Origin of the sequence: Microcoleus sp. MON1_C1 (assembly GCF_036701945.1) — a bacterium.
GTDB lineage: Bacteria > Cyanobacteriota > Cyanobacteriia > Cyanobacteriales > Microcoleaceae > Microcoleus.
Genome location: NZ_JAUBRO010000003.1, coordinates 1 through 26,615, shown reverse-complemented (window position 1 = coordinate 26,615; position 26,615 = coordinate 1). Strand labels below are relative to the sequence as shown.

At 46.3% G+C, this 26,615-nt stretch carries 23 protein-coding genes, 1 pseudogene and 1 riboswitch; of the genes and pseudogenes, 10 read left to right on the top strand and 14 right to left on the bottom strand.

Annotated features, from left to right (window positions below):
• Positions 1 to 159 precede the first annotated feature (159 nt).
• Positions 160 to 1,011 (bottom strand): ABC transporter permease, encoded by an 852-nt coding sequence (locus QUA62_RS02365; RefSeq protein WP_242716821.1) that lies wholly within the window; start codon positions 1,009 to 1,011, stop codon positions 160 to 162.
• Between the two features lie 107 nt (positions 1,012 to 1,118).
• Entirely contained in the window at positions 1,119 to 2,186 is a 1,068-nt protein-coding gene (locus tag QUA62_RS02360) for an ABC transporter substrate-binding protein (RefSeq protein WP_333402205.1), read from the bottom strand.
• A gap of 144 nt (positions 2,187 to 2,330) precedes the next feature.
• A riboswitch (guanidine-I (ykkC/yxkD leader) is annotated at positions 2,331 to 2,482 on the bottom strand.
• Positions 2,483 to 3,093: 611 nt separating this feature from the next.
• Here QUA62_RS02360 and atzF point away from each other — a divergent pair.
• On the top strand, positions 3,094 to 4,908 hold the full coding sequence (gene atzF, locus QUA62_RS02355) for an allophanate hydrolase (protein ID WP_333402204.1): 1,815 nt from the start codon (positions 3,094 to 3,096) through the stop codon (positions 4,906 to 4,908).
• Between the two features lie 40 nt (positions 4,909 to 4,948).
• Positions 4,949 to 5,692: a calcium-binding protein gene (locus tag QUA62_RS02350; RefSeq protein ID WP_333402203.1), complete on the top strand. Its 744-nt coding sequence runs from the start codon at positions 4,949 to 4,951 to the stop codon at positions 5,690 to 5,692.
• A gap of 158 nt (positions 5,693 to 5,850) precedes the next feature.
• Here the strand turns inward: QUA62_RS02350 and QUA62_RS02345 are convergent, their stop codons facing one another.
• Positions 5,851 to 5,997, bottom strand: a complete 147-nt coding sequence (locus tag QUA62_RS02345; protein WP_333402325.1) for a hypothetical protein — start codon at positions 5,995 to 5,997, stop codon at positions 5,851 to 5,853.
• On the opposite strand from QUA62_RS02345, the gene truB reads away from it, so the two are divergent.
• From truB to QUA62_RS02320, 5 genes are all read left to right on the top strand, one after another.
• Positions 5,954 to 6,895, top strand: a complete 942-nt coding sequence (truB, locus tag QUA62_RS02340; protein WP_333402202.1) for a tRNA pseudouridine(55) synthase TruB — start codon at positions 5,954 to 5,956, stop codon at positions 6,893 to 6,895. The genes QUA62_RS02345 and truB overlap by 44 nt on opposite strands.
• 149 nt (positions 6,896 to 7,044) lie before the next feature.
• Entirely contained in the window at positions 7,045 to 7,275 is a 231-nt protein-coding gene (gene yidD, locus QUA62_RS02335) for a membrane protein insertion efficiency factor YidD (protein ID WP_190655801.1), read from the top strand.
• Between the two features lie 216 nt (positions 7,276 to 7,491).
• Entirely contained in the window at positions 7,492 to 8,706 is a 1,215-nt protein-coding gene (locus QUA62_RS02330; protein ID WP_333219555.1) for a response regulator, read from the top strand.
• A gap of 326 nt (positions 8,707 to 9,032) precedes the next feature.
• On the top strand, positions 9,033 to 10,019 hold the full coding sequence (locus tag QUA62_RS02325; RefSeq protein WP_333402201.1) for a glycosyltransferase: 987 nt from the start codon (positions 9,033 to 9,035) through the stop codon (positions 10,017 to 10,019).
• Between the two features lie 342 nt (positions 10,020 to 10,361).
• Positions 10,362 to 11,316 (top strand): IS630 family transposase gene (locus tag QUA62_RS02320; protein WP_333402200.1). Its coding sequence is split into 2 segments (ribosomal slippage): positions 10,362 to 10,714 and positions 10,713 to 11,316, totalling 957 coding nucleotides; the frame shifts between segments, so codons are not numbered across the junction.
• A 379-nt stretch (positions 11,317 to 11,695) separates the two neighbouring features.
• On the opposite strand, the gene QUA62_RS02315 is transcribed toward QUA62_RS02320, so the two are convergent.
• The 6 genes from QUA62_RS02315 to QUA62_RS02290 all read right to left on the bottom strand — a co-directional run bounded on the left by QUA62_RS02315 (position 11,696) and on the right by QUA62_RS02290 (position 14,568).
• Positions 11,696 to 12,025: an iron-sulfur cluster assembly accessory protein gene (locus QUA62_RS02315; RefSeq protein ID WP_333070615.1), complete on the bottom strand. Its 330-nt coding sequence runs from the start codon at positions 12,023 to 12,025 to the stop codon at positions 11,696 to 11,698.
• 496 nt (positions 12,026 to 12,521) lie between these two features.
• Positions 12,522 to 12,941, bottom strand: coding sequence for a cupin domain-containing protein (locus tag QUA62_RS02310; RefSeq protein WP_333219561.1), 420 nt, complete (start codon positions 12,939 to 12,941; stop codon positions 12,522 to 12,524).
• 279 nt (positions 12,942 to 13,220) lie between these two features.
• Positions 13,221 to 13,688 (bottom strand): Fic family protein, encoded by a 468-nt coding sequence (locus QUA62_RS02305; protein ID WP_333402199.1) that lies wholly within the window; start codon positions 13,686 to 13,688, stop codon positions 13,221 to 13,223.
• Entirely contained in the window at positions 13,689 to 14,039 is a 351-nt protein-coding gene (locus tag QUA62_RS02300; RefSeq protein WP_333402198.1) for a hypothetical protein, read from the bottom strand.
• 130 nt (positions 14,040 to 14,169) lie between these two features.
• Positions 14,170 to 14,346 carry a DUF5615 family PIN-like protein gene (locus QUA62_RS02295; RefSeq protein WP_333402197.1) on the bottom strand — a complete coding sequence of 59 codons (177 nt, stop codon included), beginning with the start codon at positions 14,344 to 14,346 and terminating at the stop codon, positions 14,170 to 14,172.
• Positions 14,347 to 14,349: 3 nt separating this feature from the next.
• Positions 14,350 to 14,568, bottom strand: a complete 219-nt coding sequence (locus QUA62_RS02290; protein ID WP_333206888.1) for a DUF433 domain-containing protein — start codon at positions 14,566 to 14,568, stop codon at positions 14,350 to 14,352.
• A gap of 196 nt (positions 14,569 to 14,764) precedes the next feature.
• Here QUA62_RS02290 and gltB point away from each other — a divergent pair, with 196 nt between their 5' ends.
• Together gltB and QUA62_RS02280 are read left to right on the top strand one after the other, a co-directional pair.
• Positions 14,765 to 19,351, top strand: a complete 4,587-nt coding sequence (gene gltB / locus QUA62_RS02285; RefSeq protein WP_333402196.1) for a glutamate synthase large subunit — start codon at positions 14,765 to 14,767, stop codon at positions 19,349 to 19,351.
• A gap of 22 nt (positions 19,352 to 19,373) precedes the next feature.
• Positions 19,374 to 20,018: an NUDIX domain-containing protein gene (locus tag QUA62_RS02280; RefSeq protein ID WP_333402195.1), complete on the top strand. Its 645-nt coding sequence runs from the start codon at positions 19,374 to 19,376 to the stop codon at positions 20,016 to 20,018.
• A gap of 74 nt (positions 20,019 to 20,092) precedes the next feature.
• On the opposite strand, the gene QUA62_RS02275 is transcribed toward QUA62_RS02280, so the two are convergent.
• The 4 genes from QUA62_RS02275 to QUA62_RS02260 all read right to left on the bottom strand — a co-directional run bounded on the left by QUA62_RS02275 (position 20,093) and on the right by QUA62_RS02260 (position 25,754).
• Positions 20,093 to 20,590: a hypothetical protein gene (locus tag QUA62_RS02275; RefSeq protein WP_333402194.1), complete on the bottom strand. Its 498-nt coding sequence runs from the start codon at positions 20,588 to 20,590 to the stop codon at positions 20,093 to 20,095.
• Positions 20,591 to 20,632: 42 nt separating this feature from the next.
• The gene (locus QUA62_RS02270; RefSeq protein WP_333402193.1) at positions 20,633 to 24,628 is read right to left on the bottom strand and encodes an AAA family ATPase; all 3,996 of its coding nucleotides are present in this window, start codon (positions 24,626 to 24,628) and stop codon (positions 20,633 to 20,635) included.
• Between the two features lie 5 nt (positions 24,629 to 24,633).
• The gene (locus tag QUA62_RS02265; RefSeq protein WP_333402192.1) at positions 24,634 to 25,359 is read right to left on the bottom strand and encodes a toll/interleukin-1 receptor domain-containing protein; all 726 of its coding nucleotides are present in this window, start codon (positions 25,357 to 25,359) and stop codon (positions 24,634 to 24,636) included.
• 254 nt (positions 25,360 to 25,613) lie between these two features.
• Complete coding sequence (locus QUA62_RS02260) at positions 25,614 to 25,754, bottom strand: hypothetical protein (RefSeq protein ID WP_333219580.1); 141 nt, start codon at positions 25,752 to 25,754, stop codon at positions 25,614 to 25,616.
• 75 nt (positions 25,755 to 25,829) lie between these two features.
• Between QUA62_RS02260 and QUA62_RS02255 the strand changes: the two genes are divergently transcribed.
• Positions 25,830 to 26,045: a XisI protein gene (locus QUA62_RS02255; RefSeq protein WP_333402191.1), complete on the top strand. Its 216-nt coding sequence runs from the start codon at positions 25,830 to 25,832 to the stop codon at positions 26,043 to 26,045.
• A gap of 336 nt (positions 26,046 to 26,381) precedes the next feature.
• Here the strand turns inward: QUA62_RS02255 and QUA62_RS02250 are convergent.
• A pseudogene (locus QUA62_RS02250) lies at positions 26,382 to 26,615 on the bottom strand (photosystem II q(b) protein); the annotation flags it as partial.

Genomic DNA, 26,615 nt, shown 5'->3' with positions numbered 1-26,615 from the left:
TTATCCTCTGTATTGTAAGTAAAAAATTGATTTTTTCATTCCCAAAATCTGTAAACTTTAGGACTAAAAACGATAGCTAGCGTGGGTTTCATTTTTATTTGACACCACTGCCTTCTTCCCTCTTCCTTCTTCCTTCTTCCTTCTTCCTTCAAAATCTGCTTACTGTTTCTGAATTGACCATTTACAAGAAACCCGCAGCAGATATTGAAAAAGCAAGTCAAAAGTCAGTCCGATCGCCCCAATGACAATCAGCCCCACAAATATTTCCTCGGTTCGGAGAAATCGACCGGCGACACTAATCCGGCGGCCTAAGCCTTCGGTTGCCGCAATCAACTCCGAAACGATTACCAATTGCCAAGCCGCAGCTAGGTTGATGCGGCTAGCATCAAGAATTCCCGGCAAAACGTGGGGAAAAATAACTTGAGTTAGGATTTCCCAGCGATTCCCCCCCAACATATAAGTAGCTTCGATCAAGTCTTTTGAAACAAACTTGACCGTATCCATCACCATCAGCGAATTGAAGAAAAAGACGCCGATAAATATCAGCATTATTTTGGGTTCTTCGCCGATGCCCAAGTAAAGAATTAGTAGGGGAATGAATGCTGGTGCGGGCATATATCGCATCAAGCCGAACATGGGTTCAAGCAAGGCACGAATACTGGAAAAACTGCCCATCAGCACGCCAATTGGTATGGAAAAAACCAAGGCGAACAGAAAGCCCACTCCCACCCGCCACAAACTCGCTACCGTATCTTTCAAAAGTTCGCGAGTGTTCCACAGCCGACCAAATGCCTCTAAAACTTTGCCGGGGGAAGGCAAAAATTTGGGGTCTACGTTGGCGAAAGTTGTTACTAGCCACCACAGCAGCACCGGCAGTGCGATCGATGTTACCGTTAACCCAATATTGAGGGGTTGTGGTATCTCTTCCGCAATCCGCCAGAAAACGGTGGGATTTAGGCTTTTTTGCTTGAGGTGGGATTGGATCGATCGGGGTTCGGGATTTGGTGGCATGATTTAATGGCAGAACAGTTTAGCGAGTAATTGAAGTAGATTTTGGGGATTATAAAAAGTATTTTTTTTTAGGTTTTTTGTGTCTGCACAATCGTAAATTATGCCTTTTAGCTTTTACCTTCTGCATAAGCTTTGATAAAGCGATCGTCAAATAATGTGCTGATATCTGGTTGGGTTTTGGCTAAATTTACATCGACGAGGAATTTAGTCATTTCTGCCGCAGCAAACTGCAATGATGTCATGTCATTTCCCGGTTGAAAGGCTTTCAAGTTTTCCTCAATCGTAAATATTTTAGTGCCATTTTCATATTCTTTGTATTCCTCAACGCTAACTCCGGCGCGGTTTGCGAGAATTTCGTAAGATTTCTCTTTATTTGCTTTCATGTATTCCAATGTTGCAAACCATGAATTGACCAGGGCTTGCACTCGATCGGGGTGTTCGTCGATAAACTTTCGGGTGAATACCAAATGGTCGGAAATCGCCCCTGGAAAATCTTTGGAACTAAACAGTTCCTTGCTGTTCGAGCGTTTTAATGCTTGCGTGGTAAACGGCGCAAATACTGCCACCGCATCAACTTGCCCTCCGACGAAAGCCGCCGCAGCTTTGCCGGTTTCCAGCGGTACAAATTGAATGTCCCGCACTGATAAACCTGCTTTCCTCAGCCCTAACAGTAATAGAAAGTGATCGACTGTACCTTCCTCTGCCGCCACTTTTTTACCTTTCAAATCGGCAACGGAATTGATGCCTTCAGCGACAATCACTTTGTCATTGCCCGTCGAGTTGTCGTTGACTAAAACAATTACTTGGTCGGCGCCGCCCGATATCGAGTTTACTGTATCGCCGAGGGTTTGGCTGTTAGCATCTATCTGTCCTGCTGTGAGGGTGCTGATCGATTCTAAGTAGCCGTCAAACCATTTTAAGTCTACAGGAACATTGTTGACTTCAAATATCTTTTGTTCTTTGGCAATTTGCCAAGGAAACCAGCCGGGCCACGCGCTGAATCCGAGGCGAACTGCGTTAGCACTTACTGAAGAAGCTGCTTCGGTTTCTGTCGTGGTTTTGATATAAATTGCCGGGTTGACGCAGCCGACAGCAAAAAACAAGGTGATGACAAATAGGGCGCAGTAGGATAAGGGCGATCGCGTTATTTTGGGGGAGCAATATGGGATATTCATAGCAGGTTCTGGTTGCTGGTTAGAGGTGAATATATCGATCGAGCTTTTGCACCTTCTTTGGCTTCCTTAGCTTCCGCAAACCCCCCTGATATACAAGGATAAAGCCCGAGAGCTAACGAACCGAGTCTTGATGACCGATCGCGTTTCTCCCGGGCTTTTATCCCGCCGTGTAACTGGCTAGTGTTTCCCTAAAATTAAAATCTTGGGAGAACCAGTCTGCTTCTCTCGGACCAGCACCTGAACTTTCTAAACGGAGTTAGAAAGTGATTCAAATCGGAACCCTAGAAGCGGTTAATTTTTTCGGTTTTTGTCTGTATAAGTCCTGTTTGCAACCCAAGGAGTTATTCGAGACTGTCAGTAACAGCAATGCACTTAGCTTTTTGAAAGGTAAGCATACTGTAGTTTGCAATCTTACTAGATTGCTACGTTTCAAACGGTAACAGCAAACTTGATGCGAAAATGTGTAAAATGTTACAAAAAACGGTTTTTCTGGAATTTGTAAAATTAAAATTTTTGGAAGATTAAACCGGGCGATGAGACGGGGCGATGGGAAATCGCCAAGTTGGCCTGCCCACAAAGACGAAACCCGCAAGGTCAGGGTTGAATATTTCTCAAGAAATAGTTCGAGTCCTAGACTGGATGCGAGTACGATGCCAATGCGGTAAACTAACATCCTATTTGTAATAACTGAGATGTTCCACCATTCTCAATAAGCCTTTTATGGGCGGGCAGGATGCCCACCCCACAACAAGAAAGAAATACACTCTTTGTGGAACAGGCCGGACAGCCTGTTCTTGAGAATGGTACTCTGGGCGTGAGTAATAACGATCGCCCAGCAAAGCCTGTAAACTCAATTGTTCAATCTAAAATCTAAAATCTAAAATCTAAAATCGACTGACGGTGCATTATGGAAAAATTTAACTACAGCAACAGTCTCGACATTCATTCGCTGCTCGATCGCTACCGCACCGGCTCGATCGCGCCTGCAGATGTAATCGCGAGCGTGTACGATCGGATCGAACGCTATGCAGATCCGGCAGTATGGATTTATTTAGCACCGCTGGCGGAAACCCTCGAACGCGCCAAAGCCTTGCAAAACCTAGACCCGCAACAATTGCCGCTCTACGGGATACCTTTTGCGATCAAAGATAATCTCGATTGGGCGGGCGTTCCGACTACGGCGGGATGTCCTCCGTTTGCTAGCACTCCAGCGCGATCGTCCGCAGTCGTAGAGCGCCTGTGCGCGGCAGGTGCGATCGCGATCGGCAAAACAAACATGGATCAGTTTGCCACAGGATTAGTGGGAACCCGCACGCCTTATGGAGTTTGCCGCAATCCCTTCGATTCGCGCTACATCCCGGGCGGATCGAGTTCCGGTTCCGCAGCAGCAGTCTCGGCCGGATTGGTGAGTTTTGCTCTGGGTACCGATACCGCAGGATCGGGGCGGGTTCCCGCTGCTTTTACCAACATTGTCGGGCTGAAGCCAAGTTGCGGATCGATCGGCACTCGCGGCCTGCTGCCGGCGGTGCGATCGCTCGATTGCGTTTCTGTGTTCGCTCTCACCTGTGCGGATGCGGCCTCCGTGCTGCAAGTAGCCAGCGGTTTTGACGCTGAGGATGCGTTTTCTCGTCACCCTGAAACGAAAGTTTTGCCGGATTTATCCCGCTTGCGGGTGGGGGTTCCCGGAGACGGCGAACTCGAATTTTTTGGGAATGCAGAAGCCGAACAGCGCTACCGGGAGGCGATCGCGCGCTTGCAATCTTTGGGCTGCACGATCGCACCTATTGACTTCAAACCCTTTGCGGATGCTGCCGAACTGCTCTACGGCGGCCCTTGGGTAGCAGAAAGGTTTGCCGCGATCGGCGATTTCCTCGACGCGCACCCAGAGGATATAGATCCGATCGTCTACGAAATTATCAGCGGCGGCAAACGCTACGATGCCGTCTCTGCCTACCGCGCGTCCTATCGGTTGGCCGAGCTCCGCCAGCAGGCAGAAATTCAGTGGCAGTCAATGGATGTGTTGGCGGTTCCCACGACAGGCACGATTTATACTGTCGCAGAAGTTGCAGCCGAGCCGATCGCGCTCAACACCAATCTCGGGCGCTACACGAACTTTGCGAATTTGCTCGATTTGTGTGCGATCGCAGTTCCCAGCGGGTTTCAAAGCAGCGGATTGCCCGCAGGATTGACACTGATGGCTCCTGCGTGGCACGATTTATCGCTCTGCAGCCTGGGAGCTGCTTTCCACGCTAGCTTGGGGGGAACTTTGGGCGCAACCAACCTACCGCTGCCAACCGTCCCAGAACCCGCCAGCGCCGCCAAATCTTCCTCAGAAGAACGAGTCAAAATAGCCGTAGTTGGCGCTCATTTGAGCGGTGAGCCGCTGAATTATCAACTAATCCAGGGGGGAGGAATTTTGGTTCGTTCCTGCCGTACCAGCCCGATTTACAAGCTGTATGCTTTAACGGGTACTGCTCTTGGCAAGCCGGGATTGGTGCGTCAGATAGAGGGCGGTAGCGCGATCGAGGTGGAAGTTTGGGAGCTGTCGATCTCCGCTTTCGGCGGATTTGTCGCTAAAATTCCCCCGCCCCTGGGAATTGGTACGCTGGTGTTGGAGGACCGCTCCACGGTGCAGGGCTTTTTGTGCGAACCTTATGCTGTGGCGGATGCGATCGATATTTCTGATCTGGGCGGTTGGCGAGCTTATCACCTCCGCTTTTAAGCTAAGTTAGAATTGCAAATTTCTACCCATCTTCAGAATCATGCCAACAGCAGTGCCAATTCGACCAATTCCCGTCACAACCCCAACCCCCACCAACGGTACCAGTCCCGGAGGATCACCTGGCGGCACTCGGGGCACCACCGGCCCTGACTCCCTCAGAGGTACTGCGGGCGCTAACTTGATATTTGGTTTGGGTGGCCCTGATAGCATTTTGGGCTTAGGCGCAGACGATAGCCTCTACGGCGGGGACGGCGATGACTCACTGCTGGGCGACGTTGGCAATGATTTGCTGTTCGGCGGTGCCGGCCGCGACAGCGTTTTGGGCGGCGTCGGCGACGATACTTTCTACGGCGGCAATGGTTCTGACTCAATGCTAGGCGAGGACGGCAATGATTTGCTGTTTGGCCAGCGAGACACCGATACTTTGTTGGGCGGCGCGGGTAATGACACGTTTTTTGGGGGTGCCGGCGATGACTCGCTGTTTGGTGGCATCGGCGATGACTGTTTATCGGGCGATCGCGGGCGAGATACTTTAACTGGCGGCACCGGAAACGATACTTTTGCGATCGGGCGTTTGGCAGATGGTGATGTGATTACAGACTTTACAGATGGTATCGATCAAATTCGCTTGACTGCCGGCCTCACCTTTGGCGAACTCACCATTTCCACTGGGGCCGGAACTTCGCCGAGTACAATTATTCAGCTTACAAGCACCAAGGAAACTCTGGCTACTTTATTCGGAGTTGCCCGCACTTCTATCAGTCAGGCGGACTTTATTCTTTAATGGGTAATTGGGAATTGGGAATTGGGAATTGATAATTGGGCTGGCGGGTACTTTATTAGTTTTAAGTTTTCAATGTTGAACTTTTTAACTCAAAACCGCTGTAGCGTTGTGATTAACGTTAGCTTTAGCGTTCCCAAATAAAGCAATCTCAAAACTTTTCATCTTCCTTTTTCCTGCTTCCTTCTCTCCGTTAAATGCCGTACACTGCTTCGTTGCCTTCTTGCCTCTTCCTTCTTCCTTCTTCCTTCTTCCTTCTTCCTAATGACTACTGACGGTTTTCTCAATCTCAACAAACCTGCCGGCATGACATCTCACGACTGCGTGGGGCGAGTGCGCCGGCTATTGAAACTGAAGCGAGTCGGACACGGAGGAACCCTCGATCCTGCTGTGACTGGCGTTTTACCGATCGCCCTGGGCAAAGCAACCAGACTGCTGCAATATCTCCAACACAATAAAGCTTACCGAGGCACGATTCGGTTTGGCTTAACTACTGCTACTGACGATTTAGAAGGAGAAATTATCAATTCTCGACCGGTGCCAGAGTTGAGTTTGGAAAAAGTGCAAGCTGCACTACCAAAATTCCTAGGAAAAATCGAGCAATTTCCGCCGAGTTTTAGTGCGGTTCAGGTGGGAGGAAAACGCCTTTATGAGTTAGCTAGAAAAGGGGAAGCTGTAGAAGTTGCTGCTAGGAATGTCGAGGTTTTTCGGCTGGAAATCTTGGATTGGCGATCGGGGGATTTTCCTGAATTGGATTTGTCGATCGCCTGCGGGGCGGGTACTTACATTCGGGCGATCGCGCGGGATTTGGGCGCTGTGTTGAATGCAGGCGGTACTTTGGCTTGTTTGACTCGCACCGAAAGTAGCGGTTTTTCGATCGAGGAAAGTCTCAGTTTTGAACAATTGGAACTGCAATTGCAGGAGAATAAATTCTGCCCGATTTTGCCATCAGCGGTTTTGGGGCATTTAGGGGCGATCGTCCTTTCCCCTGAATATACCAAACGCTGGTTTCAAGGACAGCGCCTCCCGATTCCAGAAACGCCGATCGGGGGAGAGGAGAAAAGTACGAACAATCCCCCCCACAACCCAATACCCCAACCTCCCTATCCGTTGCAGGTTTACGATCGAGACGGCAATTTTTTAGGTATCGGTCAAGTAGCGAACTCAGAGACAAGTACCATATTATCTCCTCAAATTGTGCTTTAACTATCTAAAATAAAAATGAAAATAGGTATAATTGGTACTGTAAAAGTTGGCATAAGTCTAACCGCTGGGAATGCCCTAGATTCACCTAGCTTACAGCGGTACGCGACGATATTTTGCTATTAATCTAATCAATCGCTGAGGTAAAAATTGTGAAAATATTGCTGATCGGATTAATCCGAGGCTACAAAATGGGGATTTCTCCTTACCTGCCTAACGCCTGTAGATTTCAGCCAACTTGTTCCCAATACGCGATCGAAGCAATAGAAAGATTTGGGCCGGCCCGCGGCAGCTCGATGGCGGTTAAGCGGATTTTGCGCTGTCATCCTTTTCATCCAGGGGGTTACGATCCAGTACCTCCCAAAGATAGCGAGGGCAATTAGTTATTAGTCACAAACAGTATTTTAGTTATTAGTTAATAGTGCAAATAGGCGTTGCATCCTCATGGCTAAAACTACCGAGGGGAATCACTCCCTAAGACGGTTAAATTCGCAGGATTAGTGGTGTTTTTTAACCTAACTTCAGTAATATTACTGTTATCTTTCAAAACTCAGCAGCTATATAATGGTACAAACAGAGTACAGGGGATGCGAGTTGATATGTCTGCTACCGCAATCGGATACAAAATGTTGTCCCATACTCTGGCTGTACTCAGCCAGAAACAAGCAACGGGGAAACTGCTGTTAGAGCAAGGGGAGCAACAATGGCAACTTTACTTTTTTCAGGGTAGTTTGGTGTATGCCACGGGAGGAGCGCACAGATCGAGGCGCTGGTACAGAGCGATCGGGCAACACTGTCGAAACTTTCAAGTGGATCTCAGAAACCTCGATGCTGGAGAACTGTGGGAATATCAACTGCTTCAGCGAGGGATAGCAGCCAGCGAAATGAGTCTCGAACAAGCTAGGGCGATCGTCCACACCAGCCTTTCCGAAGTGTTATTTGCTCTGATCGGTCAATCGGGTTTGCGCCGGGAGTGGCGTCCGTCCCAGAAATATTTTTCTACAATTACCTCTTCTTTGCTGCTGTCTTTAACAGAAGTAGAGAAAGTTCTGTGTTGTACAGAAGAAATTTGGCAGAAGTGGAAAGGAATGGGTTTGTGGTTGGTAGATCCAGAACAAGCACCGCTTTTAAAACCGTCGGCCCAGTTGCAGCAAAATCGATTTAGTTCTAATTCTTTGATCGCTTTGGGTAACGTATTCAACGGCGAGAATACTCTTTGGGATATTGCATTTAAGAAAAAGCAGTGCGTGACAGTGGCAACTCGCGGTTTAGTTAATTACATCAAGCAGGGTTTAGTAAATTTCCGAACAGTACCAGACTTGCCGTCGCCTATAGAACAGTGGCGCCTTGCCGCGGCGATCGCTGGGCCGGGTCGCCCTTTGATTGCCTGTATCGATGACAGTCCGACAGTGTGCGAATTTTTAGAGCAAATTTTATTGCCGGAGGGATATCGAGTCCTAAAAATTCAAGACCCCATGCAGGGAGTCGGCATCCTCGCCAAACAAAAGCCGGCTTTAATTTTTATGGACGTGGTGATGCCGAAGACAAGTGGCTTTGCTTTGTGCAATTTTTTGCGGAAGACGCCTGCTTTTCGGGAAACTCCGATCGTGTTTTTGACCGGTCAAGACGGTATAATTGACCGCACGCGAGCGAAATTGACAGGTGCTTCCGATTTTTTGAGCAAGCCAGCCAATCCCGAACAGGTTGTGCAAATAGTTGACAAGTATTTGAAGGTAAAAGGCGATTCCTACCCTTCAGCAATTCGCCCCCAAGATTTACTCAATTCACGACAACTTACCTTGGCAAATTCTTGAACGCAAATTATGCTCATAAAGCCTCACTTATCGGGTGCGTGAGCCTCCGGGTCACCCGATAAGTATTGTACAATAAAGACGCAACCGGATTTTACCAATAAATCTTGTAGGAGCGGTTGCATGGTTTTTCTTGATTTCAAAGCGCGGATTTCCGTAAACCAGCTCAGCGCGTATTGATTATAATACCAGTTCCAACCAGTTGACAAAAAGAATGCAACTGTAGGCAAGTTCCAAGCCAGATGCTCATCAGTCATTTCCAGTTTTTTAATCTAAAATCTAAAATCTAAAATCTAAAATGGTATAATCCATAAAACTTGATATTAATTATGAGCGATCGCACCCCGCAGGTGAGCGTAGTAATTCCGGCTTACAACTGCGCTGCTTACGTCGGCCAAGCCGTAGATAGCGTTCTGCACCAAACCTATGCTAACTGGGAAATTATTGTCGTAGACGACGGCTCCCGAGACGATACCAAGTTAGTTTTAGAGAAATATGGCGATCGAATTCGCTACATTTACCAACAAAATCAAGGAGTTTCGATTGCCAGGAATCACGGTATCCAGCTATCGCGAGGAGAATTTATCGCCTTTCTCGATGCTGACGACTACTTTTTTCCCGACAAATTAGCAGCACAAATGGCTGTATTTGCAGCGCAACCAAATCTAGGAATAGTCCACAGCGGCTGGCGTCTAGTTAATAGTATAGGCGAACCCCTAAAAGATGTCAAACCCTGGCAAAATGTCCCTAAATTAGACTTAGAAATGTGGCTGCGGTGGAAACCAGTTTTACCCAGCGCGATGGTATTTCGCCGTCAGTGGTTAGAGCGCGCTGGCGGATTTGATCCTCGATTTCCACCGGCGGAAGATACAGATTTAGTGCTGCGTTTAGCCTTAATGGGATGCGAAGCAGAGTGGCTGCAGCAAGTAACTGTTTGCTACCGCCAGCACGAACAAAGCGCCATGTACAAAGGTTTACCGCAGGCTAAATCCCTCGCCGCAGTGATGGACAATTTTTTTGCCCGCCCCGAGTTGCCGGATAAAATACGTTTGTTGGAAAAGCAAATCAAGTACAGTACCTTAGTTTGGATTGCTTGGTACTTGTACCGCACCGGTCATTCTGTTGAGATGGTAGAGTTTTTGCAGCGTTCTTGGAATTATACGCCTTATTTGCCTGTGGAAACAGTAATTAATTGGGCGGAAGCTTTCGCCGAGTTTTCGCAGGATGCGGGAAATGAATTCGATGCAGATTTATTAGCTCAATCTCGCGAGTGGCAGCAGTTAATGCAGTGGACTATTCTCGGTACGCCAGCTTGATTGTGTTGATAGTCGAGCGAGCTTTTATATCATTCTTGGTTGATTCGTGATAGTATAATTTGCGCGATCGTAAACGCGGGTTTTACCAACAATCTATAGCGCTTTTCAGGGAGGTGAGATACACCTAATTGTACTCATCAAGGATATATTATGTGGTGCTGATATAGCCTTTATCAGAAAGATGAGGTATCATGTAACTGACTTGAACGAAGTAAAAAATATAGAACCCGAAAATGTCATGCAGCTCTAATTAAATGAGCGCTCACAGCATTGGCTCGACCCACAGCATTCACTCGACTGACAACTATCAATGGTTGTAGAAAGTATCACACATTAGTAAAAATGAAAACTTATTCGATTGATTTTAGACAAAAAATTATGGATGTGTACCATAATGAACCGCTGTCACAAAGAGCAATAGCCAACCGTTTTGGTGTAGCCCTTAGTTTCGTCCAAAAACTGATTAAACAGTATCGTGAAACCCAAAATATTGCTCCTCGAACTGAGCGATGCGGAGTCAAATTAAAACTGAATGCAGAACAACTGCTGATTTTAGCGGAATTGATTGAAGCAAATAATGATGCAACTCTCGACGAGCTCCGTTATTTACTGTACCAAAAAATTGGTTTTACCATCAGCATAGCAACGATGGGAAGAATGGCAAAACTCTTAAACATAACTTTAAAAAAAAAGTCTTTTCCCCTCAGATAAAGGTACTGAGAGAGTTCGGAACCTGCGATATGAGTTCTGGCAAAAAATCCGAGAAGTTTGTTTCAAAGACTTAATATTCATTGATGAATCTGGAGTTAACTTGGCAATGGTTAGGTTATATGCTCGGTCTCTAAAAGGTTCAAGAGCCAAGGGTCCAAAACCGAATAAACGCGGAAAAAATGTCTCAATAATTGGGGCTATATCGGTCAATAAAGTCCTAACATCAGTCAATTTAATAGGTACAACCGATGCAATTACATTTGAGGCTTTTATCATCCGAAAGCTCGTACCAAAATTATGGAAAGGTGCTTGTGTAGTGATGGATAATTGTACTATTCATACCGGAGGAGAAGTAGAAAAAGCCATCAAAAAGAATGGGGCAAAATTAATATACTTGTCGCCCTATTCGCCGGACTTCTCCCCCATTGAAAATTTATGGTCAAAACTTAAAAATATTCTCCGTTCTATCAAGACGACTAATTATCAAGAGTTAGCAAAAGCCATAGAGTTTGCATTTAATGAAGTTACATCAGAAAATCTTTGGAATTGGTTTACTCACTGCTGTTATTGTACCTCATCTTTATGAGAAAGGCTATATGTAGGTGCAGAAGTGTTAGATGTTCGATGACACTTGCAGATTGTTTCGGGCGACGCACCTTACCATAATGGTTTTCTAGGAACTTAGGTATATAGGACTTACGCAACTGGCACATTACACAAAGGTATGTAGTTGCGCTTTAGCGCTCTTCTCTAAGTTAAGAGCGCTGAAGCGCAACTACATACCTAAATTTCAACCCCTATTTGTGAAAGTTGGCTTTACTCCTAATAAGGTAAGTATCGGGAGTTCTGAGTGCGATATTGCCGTCAATTCCTAATCCTGAACAGGCGTCGATATTGGTAGTCTCGATCGGCTTATTTGAAGGTTTTTTGGACTTTTTATAAGTCTTTGAGTGTCATCCTATTTATTATTCCTTAGCCGAAAATGAGTTGCCGCAGCTACAGCTTTGGGCGGCATTGGGATTGTGAAATCGGAAACCTCCGCCCATCAAGTCTTCTGAATAATCCAAGGTGAGCTCATTGAGATATTTTAAGTGCTGGGGGTCGATCGCAACGGAAATTCCCTCCGACTCGCATACAGCGTCTTCTGGGGCTGGCGCATCGTCAAATGCCATTGTATAAGACAAACCCGAGCAGCCGCTCGATTCCACGCCCAGACGAAATAAAGCATTGGGGTTCGGATGCTTCGACTTGAGGCGCGTTACTTCTGTTGCTGCTGTTTTGCTCAGATGAATCATCAGAAAAATGGGTAGAAACCCCGTGCTTTTAGCACGGCTTTACATTTAATTTGAATCCCCTTGCGGGGTGGAGGGGTATGGTTGCCCCAAGGCGTGAGGTATGGTTGCCTCAAGCTCCCATTTCTGGGGTAAAGTTAGCTTCGCCAATGTTTAGTGAGCTTGCGCCGGCTAGCAACACTGTCTCAGTGACCTTAAGACTGTTTAGTTGCAAGCGATAGAGCAGAAAACTAGCTTCGCATTCTCCGGTATCGTGACTCAAAAAACGTAGTCAGTAAAGACTTAGGCCCGTCAGGATGGCTTGTTAGATTTCTCTTTCAAGCCTCATGCCTTTAGGCTGAGGTTCCTGACTATGAGTAATTGGTAATTGGTAATTGGTAATTTGGGAGTAGTGTTGAGTCTTGAGAATGTAGGGTACACGGCAGAAGTATACCTTACCCGCAGAATTTAAGGTGCACTTCTGCCGCGCACGTTACCTCTATATTTTTAGCAACTTGAGTTACTTAGCCTTTTCATTACGAGCATAATCATCTTGAAAGCGGATAATATCATCTTCTCCCAGATATTCGCCATTCTGCACCTCAATTAAAACCAGGGGGATAACTCCCGGATTTTCCAGCCGGTGAGAAGTGCACTGAGGAACGTAGGTAGACTGATTTGTAAACAGAACTTGTTCAGTTTCGCCGCAAGTAACTTTTGCAGTACCAGAAACCACAATCCAGTGTTCGCTGCGGTGGTGGTGCATTTGCAGGCTGAGGCGGTGTCCTGACTTAACTTCGATCCGCTTAATTTTATATCCGGGGCCTTCTTCTAGAGTCGTAAATGAGCCCCAAGGCCGCAATTCTGTAGCGGCTACTGCGTTGGGTGCTGCAGGTGCGTGCAGAGTAGATACTTGAGAAATTTCTTGAATCTGAACCATGATTTTTACTCCTTGAGGATTGCTTGCTGAATCCTTTGGTAAAGGACGTTGTTTTTTGAGATTAACTAATCTATAGTTAAAACCGAAGCCCACCTGCGGGAACCGCTTAGGGGACTGTAGATTTTTGCACTTTTGTCTGCTTGGCCCGATCGACTTGCCTTAACAACCATAGCAAAACCAACATAGCTGTTGTCACCCGGTATTCGCTCGATCGCCCCAATCTACATCAAATCTTCATAGAAAGGGCGCTGGTTCTTGAATATTGATTAAAGGTGAATCCTACTCCACCTCTTGAGACTGCTGCTGCCAAACTTCTAGCATCTGGTTAGAGATAATGACCATGGGATATACCGCCCGCAACAGCAGCAGATTCATCAATAGCCGCCCGTTGGGTTCGTTACCATCCCGAAATGGATGAATCGAAACAAAGCGAAGATGTGCTTTAGCTGCCAACTCTAGCGGATGTAACGATCTGATTTTATCACTGTTGAGCCATTGGATAAATTCCCGCATCAAACCCGAAAGCAAATAATGAGGCGGATAGAGGTATTCGGTACCGGCGGCTTTGAGTTCTAACTGCCGATAGCGTCCAGCTTCCTCCGGGGCGCTCGCCCTTATAATTAAGTTGTCAATTTGTTTAATTTCCCATTCACCGATCGCAGTGTCCGATCGCGTTAGCATTTCAATGTAGTCGATCGCATCTCGATGTGCGATGACTTCTAGGTGTTCTCGCTTTCGTTTTGCCACCTACAGTGATGCCGATTTTAGAACTAATTCGGTTTCGCGCTGTGTCAAAGTATTTCCCTCCAGCGCATTGGAGTGATAAGTAAACCAAACGTCATAGAGTTTTTTCAATTCTGCAACCAGGGTGGGAGAAAGCGACCGAAAGCTATCTAACCACGCTTTGAGTCGATCGACTTTTTGCAATTTTTCAGAAACATTCATCGCTGATGAGAAAGCAAAATGCTGGTGGAGAATGTCACCCAGACGCTGAGGATAAAGTCGGACTAACAGTGCGATAGAGTTAATTGGCGATCGGGGATTGAGTAGTTGGGAATAACTGCATAGACCGTATTTATTAAAACTATGCACTGACAATCGTAACTTGTTCAGTAGTTGCCCTTGCTAAAATCGCTAAAACTTTTGAAGCTAAAGGCTTCAAATCAGCCAAGCGATTAGATGGTGCTTGTAGAACAATTACCGCAATATCAAACTGTGGTAAATTTTGTTAAAATGATAAGTTGCGATCGACGGTGATGCAAAGATCAAACTCTGCTTCTGCAAGTGCAAGAAGTTGACCATTTTTTACACCTGCCCATCCCATTTGTGGAACTGTTTTTATCTCATAGTCAACAAATTCTCTGGCAAATCTGCGATCTATACACTCATCCAAAAGAAGCTTCATTCGTTATGCTACCATGCCAACGAGCTGTTTTTCTACCTGTTCCAGCAACGCGATAACTTGCTCTTTAGTTACGGTTGGAAATCCATCTAAAAAATCATCAATGGATTCTCCTGCTTTTAGATAGTCCAGAAGTGTTTGTACCGGAACCCTCGTACAAGCAAATACTGGGGTTCCGCCCATAATCTCAGGAGATACGCTAATAATTGAAGAGTCTTTAAGCATAAATCTTTAATCTCCGGGTTCCATAGTTAAGTTATCGGCTTTAACTATTTTTTTACTCGGATCGAATAAGTTGGGATTTTTTGGTAGCTCTACCCAATTGAGTAGATCCACATATAATACATGATACTAGAGCGATCGGCATCCCATCCTCTACTCTAGATCAACATCTTTTCGCCACTTTGACAGGAGCATCAAAATGAACAGCAACGGACTGCCACAAAAGCAAGGTCTGTACGATCCGCAGTTCGAGCACGACGCTTGCGGAGTCGGATTCATCGTACACATGAAGGGTAACAAATCCCACGAAATTGTCGAGCAGGCACTGACAATCCTCTTGAACCTCGACCACCGGGGCGCGTGCGGCTGCGAACCCAACACCGGAGACGGGGCAGGGATTTTGATGCAGGTACCCCACAAGTTTCTCAAGAAAGTAACTGCGGCCCTAAACATCGAACTTCCAGAAGCCGGCGAGTACGGCGTTGGCGCGATTTACTCGTCGCCAAATCAAACTGAACGCGAAAACGGCAAACGCATTTTTGAGGAAATCGCCGCAGAAGAAGGCCAGGAAGTGCTGGGCTGGCGCGATGTTCCCACCAACAACTCGTCCCTCGGCGACACCGCCAAATCTAGCGAACCCTTCATGCAGCAAGTGTTCCTCCGGCGGGCCGCAGGTATCGACGAGGAGGCTTTCGAGCGGAAACTGTACGTCATCCGCAAGCGTGCTCACAATGCGATTCGCAGGACTAACACAGACCCATACTGGTATAATTCCACACTCTCCTGCCGGACGATCGTCTACAAGGGTATGTTAATGCCGGTGCAAGTGGGAGATTACTATCCCGAACTGCACGATCCCGACATGGAAAGCGCTCTAGCCCTGGTTCACTCGCGCTTCAGCACGAATACTTTTCCGAGTTGGGAACGATCGCACCCTTACCGCTACATCGCCCACAACGGCGAAATTAACACGATGCGCGGCAACATTAACTGGATGCACGCGCGGCAATCGCTGTTCGAGTCGGAACTATTCGGCGATGACTTAAAGAAAATCCCCAATTTAATCAATATCGAAGGCAGCGACTCGACGATTTTTGACAATGCTTTGGAATTGCTGACTTTGGCCGGGCGTTCTTTGCCTCACGCCGTAATGATGATGATTCCCGAACCTTGGACAGCCCACGAGTCGATGAGTGACGAGAAAAAGGCTTTCTATGAATACCATTCTTGCTTGATGGAACCTTGGGACGGCCCAGCTTCTATCGCCTTTACCGATGGTACTTCGATCGGGGCAGTGCTCGATCGCAACGGTTTGCGCCCTTCCCGCTACTGCGTTACCAAAGACGACTTGGTAATTATGGCATCGGAAGCTGGAGTTTTGCCGATCGCCCCAGAACGAATTGTATCAAAAGGTCGCTTGCAACCGGGGCGGATGTTCCTGGTAAATACCGAGGAAGGCCGCATCGTCTCTGACGAGGAAATTAAGACCAAAATCGCCACAGAACACCCGTACCGCCAGTGGATCGACCAGCACATGGTCGAAATCGCCAAACTCAAAGATGCGCCTGCAGTAGCAGAATCTCATCCCGAAACATTATTGCAGCGGCAAATGGCCTTTGGCTACACCTTTGAAGAACTGCGGTTACTGTTAGCACCGATGGCAAAAGATGGCGTGGAAGCTGTCGGCGCGATGGGTGCGGATACGCCACTGGCGGTGCTTTCCAATCGGCCAAAACTGCTTTATGAATACTTCCAGCAGTTGTTTGCTCAAGTTACCAATCCGCCGATCGATTCTATCCGCGAAGAAATTGTGACTTCTGCCGAAACTACGATCGGCGCTGAACGCAATTTGCTCAAACCAGAACCGGAAAGCTGTCATTTAATTGAACTGAAAACGCCAATTCTCAGCAATGAAGAATTAGCTAAGCTCCAACACGTAAATGAGGGCAATTTCAAGTCCATCACCGTGCCGATTTTGTTTGACCCCAAAAGCGGTGTGAAAGGTCTTGAACAGGCTTTAGAAGAGGTTTTTGCAGCAGCAGACAGCGCGATCGCCTCCGGGGTGAATATCATCATTTTGAGCGATCGGGGGATCAGTCCAGACAAAGCTGCAATTCCGGCGCTGCTGGCAGTTGCGGGCCTGCACCACCACTTGATCCGTAAAGGTACGCGCACGCGGGCGGGACTCGTTCTCGAATCCGGCGAACCGCGCGAAGTTCATCACTTTGCGACACTTATTGGATATGGTTGCGGCGCGATTAATCCGTATTTGGCCTTTGAGACGATCGCCGATTCGATCCGCGAAGGATTGCTGCTAAATGTCGAGTACAAAACAGCTTGCAAAAACTACATCAAAGCCGCAACTAAAGGCGTGACGAAAGTTGCCTCGAAAATTGGTATTTCCACAATTCAAAGTTACCGTGGCGCACAGATATTTGAGGCGATCGGCTTAAACAAATCCGTAGTCGATAAATACTTTGCTTGGACAGCCTCGCGGATTGAAGGCGTAGACCTCGAAGTCCTCGCCCAAGAAGCAATTTTACGCCATAATCACGCATTCCCCGATCGCCCAGCCAGCGGACATACTCTCGATGTCGGCGGCGAATATCAGTGGCGGAAAGAAGGCGAAGCGCATTTGTTTAGTCCGCAGACAATTCACGCGCTGCAAAAGTCAGTGCGCGAGGGCAGTTATACGCTTTTCAAACAGTATTCTGGACTCGTAAACGAACAAAACCAGCAGCATTTTACCTTGCGCGGTTTGTTGCAATTCAAACAGCGGGAATCGATACCCATTGAGGAAGTTGAGCCGATCGAATCTATTCTCAAACGCTTCAAAACTGGGGCGATGAGTTACGGTTCGATTTCTAAAGAAGCCCACGAATCGCTAGCAGTAGCGATGAACCGCATTGGTGGCAAATCGAACACCGGTGAAGGCGGAGAAGATCCGGAACGCTACACTTGGACGAACGATCGCGGCGACTCGAAAAACAGCGCGATCAAACAAGTTGCTTCCGGGCGTTTCGGCGTTACCAGCTTGTACCTTTCCCAAGCGCGGGAACTGCAAATCAAGATGGCGCAAGGCGCGAAACCAGGTGAAGGCGGACAGTTGCCCGGTAAAAAAGTATACCCGTGGATTGCGAAGGTACGAAACTCGACTCCGGGTGTGGGATTGATTTCGCCTCCTCCTCACCACGACATTTATTCGATCGAAGATTTGGCCGAATTGATTCACGACTTGAAAAATTCCAACCGGGAAGCGCGGATCAGCGTGAAACTCGTGTCGGAAGTTGGAGTCGGGACGATCGCGGCCGGGGTTGCGAAAGCCCACGCCGATGTCGTGTTGATTTCCGGCTACGACGGCGGTACCGGCGCTTCGCCCCAAACTTCGATCAAACACGCGGGATTACCTTGGGAATTGGGACTGGCGGAAACTCACCAAACTTTGGTTCTCAACAATCTCCGCAGCCGAATTGTCGTAGAAACTGACGGTCAAATGAAAACCGGCCGCGATGTAGTAATTGCTGCACTGCTTGGCGCTGAGGAATTCGGTTTTGCGACCGCGCCGCTGGTGACATTGGGCTGCATCATGATGCGCGTTTGCCACCTGAACACTTGCCCGGTGGGTGTGGCGACGCAAGACCCGCTGCTGCGGAAAAACTTTACCGGCGACCCCGAGCACACGGTAAACTTTATGACCTTCGTCGCCCAGGAAGTCCGGGAAATTATGGCGCAGTTGGGCTTCCGCACGCTGAATGAAATGGTGGGGCGGACTGATGTTTTGGAACCTCAGCAAGCTGTGGAACACTGGAAGGCTAAGGGTTTGGATTTCTCGAAAATCCTTTATCAGCCGGAGGTTGGGGCGGATGTCGGGCGCTATTGTCAGATGGCGCAGGATCACGGGTTGTCGAAGTCTCTCGACATGAGTGTACTGCTGGATTTGTGCAAAGGTGCGATCGAAAATGGCGAAAAAGTACACGCCAAACTGCCGATTACCAATGTCAACCGCGTTGTCGGCACAATTCTCGGCAACGAAATCACCAAACGCAACTGGGAAGGTTTGCCGGATGACACGGTGCACCTGCACTTCCAAGGCAGCGCGGGGCAAAGCTTTGGGGCATTCGTGCCCAAGGGAGTCACCCTGGAGCTCGAAGGCGAAGCTAACGACTACCTCGGCAAAGGGCTCAGCGGCGGCAAAATCATCCTATATCCGTCGCCAGATTCTACCTTTGTCGCGGAAGAAAACGTGATTGTCGGTAACGTAGTGCTTTACGGCGCGACATCCGGCGAGGTTTTCATCCGAGGGATGGCGGGCGAACGTTTTGGGGTGCGTAACTCCGGCGTAAATGCAGTAGTTGAAGGTGTGGGCGATCACGGTTGCGAGTACATGACTGGCGGCAAAGTTGTAGTTTTGGGTGAAACCGGGCGCAATTTTGCAGCGGGTATGAGTGGCGGTGTTGCTTACATTTTGGATGAGGCGGGGGATTTTGCAACTCGCTGCAATATGTCGATGGTGGATTTGGAAAAATTGGAGGATGTTGAGGAAATTAGCGATTTGCGGCAAATGCTTCAGACTCACGTTGATTTGACTGGAAGTGCGAAGGCATCGAAGGTTCTGGCTGCGTGGGATGAGATGGTGCCGGTGTTTGTGAAGGTGATGCCGAGGGATTATAAGCGGGTGTTGCAGGCTATTGAAAGGGCGATCGCATCGGGTTTAAGCGGTGATGATGCGCTGACGGCTGCATTTGAAGAAAATGCTCGCGATGTCGCTCGGATTGGCGGCAGCTAGGGTTTAGCATGAGGAATGGGTAATGGCTGTTACAGCCGCCAATTACCTATTCCTCGTTAAAGCTTTCGATCGCGGTACTATATCGGTTAGGCGCGGGACTTCTGCTGTTTTAGGTAAGTTTGGAATCAGTAAAATGAGCCAGGAAAAAAATATTTTTACGACCAATTGGATTACTGTGAAGCAAACTGCCAGGGGATTTCATTACTTGGAAAGAAAAGGAAAAGACTCAGTAGCTATATTCTTAGTCAGAAAAAGCAATGTTGCTGGAAGAGAAATAGAATATGAAGTCCTGATTAGACAGCAACCCCTCTGTATCGATAGTTCCGAGCTAAATGAAGAACTTCCGCTCTATCCTTGCCCCATTACTGGGGGGATAGAGACGGGCGAGTCACCAGAGAAAGCAGCAATCAGAGAGGTAGATGAAGAATCTGGGTTTTCTGTTCAGGTTGTGCCGTTAGGTAAATATATTGTTGGCACTCAAACGAACGAAATTTGCTATATGTACTATGCTGATGTTAGCAATATACAACCCCATACTGCACAGCAAGATGGTTCTTACTTTGAAGCCATTAGTAAAAATGAATGGCATCCTTTTGACTATTTGAGTAAATGCGATTATTCAGCTTGCCAGATCGGATATTTTAAGCTCAAAAGCATTCTTTTCTAAAAAGACGTGTACTGTGAGTCTGTACGAAAGAATGATTTAGAACACAGATGATAAATTTAAAGAAATAGAAAAAATTATTTTTTTACTCCTACAATTTGTGCCAAGGCTTTAACATATTCATCTAAGTTTTCACTGAGTAATCGCAATTCTTGACGCAACTGAGGCTCCTGTGACCAGTTTTTTTCATGTTCTTTAGGGCTAGTATTGGGGGGACACTGTGCCTCCCATGCCTGTAGTAAAGGATGCCATTTAGACAGAAATGGACGCAAACCTTGATTGAGTACAGCAATAGCAATTCCGCCAACAGAGTTATATGATATGCCTACATCAGGGCCAGCTTCTCTGAGAATTTGACGTGTAATCTCAAACATTTTGTAGAGCGAATTTAGAGCTTCTCGTAACAGTCCTTGGTCGGATTGAAGCGATTCTACAGTAATGCGAGTTACCAGTTCCACGTAAAGCGCCCATGCTGCTTTTCGTTCGGTTACATCAGCTTCCCACTCTGCGCCACCGATGCCGAAGGGAAGGTTGACAGATACTTTTTTTAATTTGGCTGGGTCTTGTTTTGGCATTGGTTTATTCCTTTTATAGATTTACTATTTTATCGATTTAATTCAAGATAATTTTTTTACTTTCTCAGCGACCGATTCTGCCTTGTTAGGATACAGCCTCGCTAGAATAGTACACATTTTATAGGCAGTATCGGAGGAGTAAACACAGGAAATTAACAGCTTTTTGAAGTTATCTTTGTCTTGAATTTGGACAAGGATAGCAGCAATGTTGCACAATAGTTGATGACGGTTAGTTAAGATTTTTCCTGCTGTACGGAATGCCTGTTCCACTTGTCCTGCCATTGCCTGTATGTAAGCAATCCGCTCAATTGCTTGAAGTTGCTTGTCTTCATCTGTAATTTTTTCTTGGGCTTTAATAGCAGCATTAAGTGTATTCCATATCTCTTCTTTGTCTCCTTTATTCCATTGAAATGCAGCACTATAATACAGTGTTATTACTTGTTCCAATCTATCCTCAATTTTGTTAACATTTTCCAAGGCAAGAGTAATCTCTCCTACCTCTGCTTGGTCTGCTGCTATTCTTGATAGAAGTGAGTCTGGATTTGTCTTGATTCCTTGGGCTGTATCCTCTTTTACTATCTCAAGGGCTTCAGAAAAAATAGCTAATGCTACTTCTCTATCTCCAAGTGCCATTTGAGCCACTGCTATGGAACTTAGAGTTGTCGCTAAATGGTCAAATACCAAACTAAAAGAACTGAGAGCATCTTCATAAGTAGTCGCAAGGGCTGTCTTTAATATTTCCTCTTGTTCTGCATCTGGGTGTACCTGTGCTAGTGTTTTAAGTACCTGGGCTTTAATACCAATAATTTCAATTTTTTGTACTGTCTCTAAAGCACCATTAAACTCTCTTGCTCTTGCCTGTGCTATACCTATTGTTGCAAACAGTTTAACAACAGACTCGTTAACAGAATTGGGAGAATTTTGCTTTTCAACCGTCTGTATAATCTCAATCGCCTCAGCGAAGATATCTTTGGCATTATTTTTTTGACCTGCTTTAGCGTATACTTCGCCTAATAATGCTAGAACCTTTACTCTGTCTTTCTTATTATGAATTTGACTGGTAATTTTATAGACATCATTAGCATAATCTATACCTTGCTTGTTGTGATGATTTTCTACAAGCAAATCTGCCAAATTTACCAAAGCCAAAGCTTGTTGATATGAAAGCTCAGAAGCAAAGGAAACTTTGATTCCCATTGCCAATGTATCTCGTGATTCTTGGACTAGGCCAGCTTGTAGCTGTATTATAGCGATCGACTGTAGAAGTTCAACCTTTTTGACTTGATTAAATAGTTGATTAGCAATCTCGATCGCTTTACTAAAGTTTTTAGCATGAGCGTATGCTATGGCTATTTGTACCGCAGCATCCTCTTGTGTACTTTGTTCTTGAATGTCACTGCTAGTTTTAAGTGCTTCCTCCAATTGTCCTGCTGCTAAATGTTCTTGCACGGTTTTCAACAGTGCTGAGTCTCGATCTTCTGGAATTTTTTCAAATATTTCAGCCGGATCGTGCGGTTGGTTAAAAGGTTGAAGACTTGCAAGTTCTTCAATAGTCTCATTCGCCTCTGCCAATCGACCCATTTGTGACTGCTTGCTGGCTATGGTATTAAGAATATGATAAAAGGAGTTTTTATCCTCATTATTTCTGGCTAATTGTTTCGCTTGACTCAGTGAAGTTATTGCCTGTTCTTTATCCCTAATTTTTGCTTGTACCTCGGCAAGAGATATCCAGGAAGCTGCGGATGCACCTTGCATATCAATACGTTGCAGCGTTTCGCGGGCATCCAAAAATAATCCTACATCTGCCTGTAAATTTGTGATCGCAATCAAGATATTCGTTCGAGCCTTTGCCTTTAAATTCTCAGCAGTTTCAATAGCTTCGGCAAAGGTCGCTTTTGCTTCCTCCATCTGTCCCACTTCCATTTGTGCTTTAGCTACATCACCCATCCCCCATAGCCACAACTGCCTCGGAAAGGTTTTCCTAGTAATCTCAAGGGATTTTGCCAAGATAGATTTTGTTTCTTGAGTATTTCCTTTCTCTATTTGCGCTTTTAATATATTTCGTAATGGATACCACTGCTTAAGTTCTAAAAGAATTCCTTCCGCAATTTTCAGCGCCGTTTGAAGTCTTTCGCGATTGATGAGAATTTGGCAAAGTCGGTAGCGAGTCATATATTGAAAAAGCCTCTGCTGCAAAGCAATACAGGCTTCCTCATTTACTTCAAAAATATGGGCTAGAAGATAAGCAGCATAATCACCTTGCCAATGGGTGGCGGTCCCTATTTGAAAACGTGGCAAATTCTGCTGCTGCAATCTATCCAAAGTCTCCCGTGCTTGCTCTAATTTGCCCTCATCCTTCAATTCCCACGTCAGCAGCAGATACCACAGGATGCAGCGTTCAATTTCCCATCCATCCGCTAGTCTCCATGCTCTTTCTAAACTACGAGATCGTAGCCCCTCTAGTGGTGATTCTGGCGAATCTACAAGCCGTGCGTGTAATAGCAAAAACTCGGCTATTATCTCTGCCTTGTCTTCCTCAGCAGCACCCAGCAAAGCAGTTTGCACAGTTTTCAAAGATAGATCGGGTTCATCAAGTAATTGTTGCAATTGGGCAGATGCAAACTCTTCATCCCGTGCGAGTTTATACAACTCTTCCCAGCGCTTCGCTTTTCTCAGGTGTTCGGCATAATGCCGCAACACATAATCACTATGCTTTTCCTGCCATTTAGCACAGTATTCAATTAACTTGCCTTCAGCCGAGGAAGCCTGAGGCCCTAGCACACCGCAAAACTCTTGGGCTAGTAATGGGTGAGCAAAGCTGTAGATACCTGCTTGAATACTGAACCACCGTGTTGCCTGCCAGGGTAAATCTGCCAAATCCCATACAGTCAGACTGGTTAAATGCTGAATATCATGCTCTGATAGCGCTCCCAGTGCTACTGACAGTAAGGCGAACAATTCCTGCACTTCCGGTTGCCGCTTTATCTCCTTTATTTTTGCCAGTTGCCGAAACTGTTCTTTCACATAATCTTTGAAGCCTCCTGGACTATCTTTAAGTACCGCTTGCACATCCTGACGTTTTATGGCCGCCTGTCTCAAATCATCAATGAGATAACGTAGGTAGAGCGGGAATCTATCCGTTGTCTTAGCCAGTCTTGCGACAAAATCGCCATCTTGCGAATAGGTAGCTAACTCGCTGATTTTCTCTAGCCACTTAGGAATTGCCTCACGAGGTAGCCACTCAAGGGGTAATATCTGCTGGGCATTATCTATCCAGTTACGCAGGTATTCTGGCTTCTCCCCTTTTTCGGCTCGTGCTGAAGCAATGACAAATACACCAGCAGGTAGAGAGGTAAAAAACGGCTCAAAAGTTTTGTCTGCTTCATCTAACCCGTCTAAAACTATCACTAGGCGTTTGCCATCTTCCGAAACAGGTTCGCGCAGCATCCCCACAAGAATATCCCGCATCCTATACTCATCATTCGGGTACTGCCCGTTCCTGATTTTGTAATAATAATAAAGTTGCTTCAGCAAATGGCGATAGGCTTCAGAAACCGATCGCGTTTTTTCGTAACGGTTGCTAAAACAGTGATAGGCAATAAAAAAATCATCCTGTCGCGTCTTTTGCCAGTGAGATAATAGAGCTGATTTCCCAAAGCCAGCAGCAGCCGTTACCAACAACACGCCACTAGAATTGTTTGTCAAAAATTCATCTAGTTGACGCTTTTCTTCTTCGCGTCCCTCAAATGGCTGTTGGGTGTAATCGCTGACAATTTGCCTTACTTGAGCTTCAATCTCATATCCGATATATTGCTTGCCAACGATTGAGATTGCGGGTTCAGCAAGCGTTTTTTCTAGGCGAACGAGTCCATCCTGCTCTTGCTCGAGCCTTTGGATGACTCTGATAGCTCTAAGGCTTTGCTCTGCCCAAGGGCTTGGAATAATCGAGAGGTCAATGTTTAAACGGAACAACACTTCCTCAAATTGAGCAGGACTCAACTTCTTAAGGTGGTTTAATAGCTCATTTCGATCGGCCATTCAGCCTACTTCCTCAAATGTGGAGCAACTTGATAAATAGCATCTAGCAATCCTGAAAGAGACCCTCCTTCTTTTTGACGGGCAAATTTAATAACATCTGTAGCCTTTTGCACTTGTGCCACATTCGTTGGTAGTTGAGATTCGTCTATATCGTAGCGGAAAATAACTTCGTCAAACTGCGATGTTAAGAGGCTTTTGAGCAGATTAAAAGCTAGTATTCTCGGCGCAACACCGGAGTCAAATTGTCCTTCAGGTAATGGAGAAACAGGTGTAGCCGTAGTCTCACCCTTGAGAGGTGGCTTGCCAGACTCACCCCGAATACCTCTGACAAGTTGTTGAAAACCATCCTCATAGTTTTGGTCGTTTATGCTTACGTGTAAAAAAGATTGGAGAAAAAATGGCTTTTCACAGTCTTTATAAAGGACAGGTATCAAGCGGCGGTTGGGGGTACGCGACTCTTTTTTAGCGGCTACTTCCTCGTTTACTTGTGCAGTCAACCATGCGTCCTTCTCGTAGCTAACCCACTGAGAGTTGACGCTTTCCGGTGACAGTACCAAAATAAAAATGTCCGCACTAGAAAGACCTTCTTCAAGTTTCTCAGGTATCTTGTCACCAGGGAGAATTTCCCATTTATCTAACCAAGCATCAATTCCTTCGCGGGTGCGTAAATCTGTTGCCAGACGCTCGACAAATGGTTTATCTACACTGCTATGACTTATAAATGCTTTCATACTTTTATTTGTTGCAGTATGCAATATCATTGTTCCGAAATTAACAACAGTTTTAAATCAGGGTTTTCCCGATATATTCCCGTTGATATCTCCCCAATAAATCGATCGAATCCTTTATCTACGCGCTGAATTTTTTTATGTAAAATGGTTGAATCTACTCTTTACAATCGACATTGACACTTTGATTATAATTAGGGCTTACTGAAAAAGCAAGAAAACAGCTTTTAGAAAGACGGGTAGTGCCATTTCGGAACTCATGCTGCTGTCTGTAAGTGTTTATAAGCATGAGCTTTGGCTAAACGCACCCAATGTTCTAGGAGCAAGTATCGATCGAGTTCGACTTCTTCCGAGCGATCGAGCATACCATGTTTATGGCGATCGAGCAGTTCGCTCATGCGGGCTTGCAATGCAGGCTTGGGCCGGATGGCGAGGAAATATTCTTAATTACCGACGAATAAAACGGTAATTATATGTGGATGAATCTGGGCTGGCAAAAGGGCGATCGCATTACCGGTATCACTGTGTACGTTCGGATTCGCGATCGCAAATTCTGGATTGAGGAAGACTGGACTGAAGATGGGATTGCAACGGATTTGGTGCGCGCTGGAGTTCCCAAGGAAGATATTGTTTTGGCATTTCACGAGCCTGGGATGCGGCAGTACACAGATTTTGCAGTAGCTTCGTAGCACTTCAGGGATGGGAAAATTAAAAAGCTCGATCGCACAGCTATTGATGGTTATTTATTGAACAAAATTTTTTTTGAAACATTAGTGTACTTACCACCATATTCTCCTCTACCTAAAGAAGATTGAGCCAAGAAGAGTCTTGATTAAAGAGTCGAAGCCGCCAACAACTGGAACAGTTTGATTGTTTACATTCTGGTAATTGAAGATGTCTTAGGTCAAGCGTCCTAACTGCCTTAGCGACTGCTATACTTCCAATCCCCGCAGTAAAAATATTTTTCCCCAAACAAAAAGCGCCCCTATTACTAGGAGCGCTTTTTGTTAATCAAAAGCTAAAACTTAGCCGTTGATAGAAGGAGCAACCATTGCTACGGGAGTAGTTTCACCAGCAGCCAAGTCGAGAGGGAAGTTGTGAGCGTTGCGCTCGTGCATCACTTCCATACCCAAGTTAGCGCGGTTGATGACATCAGCCCAAGTGTTGATGACACGACCTTGAGAGTCGATAATCGATTGGTTGAAGTTGAAACCGTTCAAGTTGAAAGCCATCGTGGAGATACCCAAAGCGGTAAACCA